Origin of the sequence: Dietzia sp. CW19 (genome assembly GCF_014145265.1) — a bacterium.
Taxonomy (GTDB): Bacteria; Actinomycetota; Actinomycetes; order Mycobacteriales; family Mycobacteriaceae; genus Dietzia; species Dietzia natronolimnaea.
Genome location: NZ_JAALEE010000494.1, coordinates 1 through 2,061 on the forward strand (window position 1 = coordinate 1; position 2,061 = coordinate 2,061).

General features: G+C 72.9%; 2 protein-coding genes and 1 pseudogene. All 3 read left to right on the plus strand.

The window, feature by feature from the left end:
- Window positions 1–209, plus strand: a pseudogene (locus G6021_RS14000) (hypothetical protein); the annotation flags it as partial.
- 3 nt (window positions 210–212) lie between these two features.
- Window positions 213–1,025: a glycerophosphodiester phosphodiesterase family protein gene (locus G6021_RS14005; protein WP_182610245.1), complete on the plus strand. Its 813-nt coding sequence runs from the start codon at window positions 213–215 to the stop codon at window positions 1,023–1,025.
- Between the two features lie 56 nt (window positions 1,026–1,081).
- A complete protein-coding gene (locus G6021_RS14010) occupies window positions 1,082–2,035 on the plus strand; it encodes a DUF5926 family protein (protein WP_182641543.1) in 954 nt (317 codons plus the stop codon).
- Window positions 2,036–2,061 lie beyond the last annotated feature (26 nt).

The window sequence follows — 2,061 nt, forward strand, 5'->3', positions numbered from 1 at the left end:
TCGCGCTCGCACTGTGGCGGGGCACGGGTGAGGGCTCGCAGGCCGCGGCGGACACGGTTCTCCTCACCGCGCTCGCGGCGGCCGCCGCGGTGTGGGCGGCGCGTGAGACCCGGACCGCCATGCGGAGTTTCGATGAGCCTTCCCCGCGGTTCACCCGGCGGCTTCTCCCGCGGGGCATCGTGGAGTCGTCCCCGGCTCGAGAGGAGTGAGACGTGACGGTCCCCGCGACCACACATCTGCGGTCCACGGTGTCCACCGGGAGCGGGGTCGTCGCCCACAGAGGGGCCTCGGCCGAGTTCCCCGAACTCACGCTCGTCGCCTACGAGAAGGCCCTCGAGCAGGGCGCAGAGGCGCTCGAGGTGGATGTGCGGCTCACCTCCGACGGCGTCCCGGTGCTCCTGCACGATCCCCGGACCGCGCGCGTGGCGGACCGCGACGTCTGGGTCCACTCCAGCACCCTGGACGAGCTGTCCGCCCTCGACCTGGGCTCCTGGCATCCGGTGCACCGCCGGCCCGAACCACTCCTCACGCTGCGCAGTCTCCTGGTGATGGCCGAGGCGTACCCGCACGTGAAGCTGTTCCTGGAGACCAAGCACCCGGTGCCCACCGGCGGCCGCGTCGAGGTCGCGCTCCGGGACGAGCTGAGGTATTTCGGTCTGGACCGGCCCGCCTCGCACGCCGAGTCCCGCGCGCTCATGATGAGCTTCTCCGTGATGGCGGTGCGACGGTTCAGGCAACTGGCCCCGCAGGTGCCGACCGTGCAGCTCCGCGAGCGCGGCAACGTCCTCAAGTCGTGGCCGGCCGAGGGGTTCGGCGCCCAGTTGATGGGCCCGAGCATCGGCGCGCTCCGGGCGCGGCCGTGGTTGGTCGAGTACTGGAGGTCGCGGGGGATGGGGACCTACTGCTGGACCGTCGACGACCCGGCGGACATGCTCCTGTGCCGCGACCTGGGCGTGGAGTGGGTGGCCACCAACGTCCCGTCACGGGCCCGGGGCGTCCTGGACGGGCCCACGCGTCGCGACTGACCCCGTCACGGCCGACCCGATCCGACGGCCTCCCGCGATGACGGAGCCCGAGTCCGATGTCCGGCGGACGGACCGCGCGGGCGCACCGTATCGTGGTGCCCGTGGGTAGACGTCAGCGCCATAATGAGCCCAAGTCCGGCGGCAACCGCCAGGCCAAGATCGCCGCACGCGCGGCCGAGCGTGAGGAACTGAGCACCGAACCCCGGCCGTTCGCCGGGTTCGCCGGTGAGTGCGACATGGTCGCGATGCGCGAGTTCGTGCCGTCGGCGACCGCGCGACTCACCACCACCGCCGAGAAGCGGGAGATCATCCTGGCGACCGTCCTGCCGGGGGCCATCGCCGGCCTGGTGCGCGACGACGAGCTGGGCGGCGAGGCCATGGTGGGTCTCCAGGTCCAGGTCCACGGACCCGATCCGGCGGCCGACCTGGCCTACGCGGTGGACTGGGCCTCGCGTGCCGGGGGAGGGGAGACCCTGACGTCCTCCCACCCGGACGAGTCCACCCCGGCGTTGGAGGACGTCGTGGTCGCCGACGCCCCGCTCGAGATCTCCGTGCACGGCGACTTCTCCTGGTGGCTCGCCGAAGGTGCCCAGGTCAGGCCCGAGATCGCCCAGGCCATCAAGAACGCCAACGAGGTCATGATGCCCTCCGCCCGGGTCGCGGCCGACGGCATCGAGGCGGCCTGGTGGGTCGACGCGGGCGAGAAGGCCCACGTCCGCTGGGTGCGCCCGGAGGACGAGGACGCGCTGTTCGAGGCACTCGCGCGCGTGCACTCCGCCGGCGGCCTCCACCTGGGCGAGGGGTCCCGGTTCGCGGGGTCGTTCCGTACCCACGGGCTGCTCGTGCCGGTGTTCGACCTGGACCCGGAGATGCACCATCAGGAGTGGGCGCCGGGACTGCTGGAGCTCGACGCGCGACTGGGCGAGGCCCTGGCGAAGGACGGTCCGCTCAGCTCCGACGAGCGCGCGTCGCGCGACGGCCTGAGGGCACGTCAGGTCACCCTGCGCTGACCCGGCACCGGCCCCCGACCGGGCGC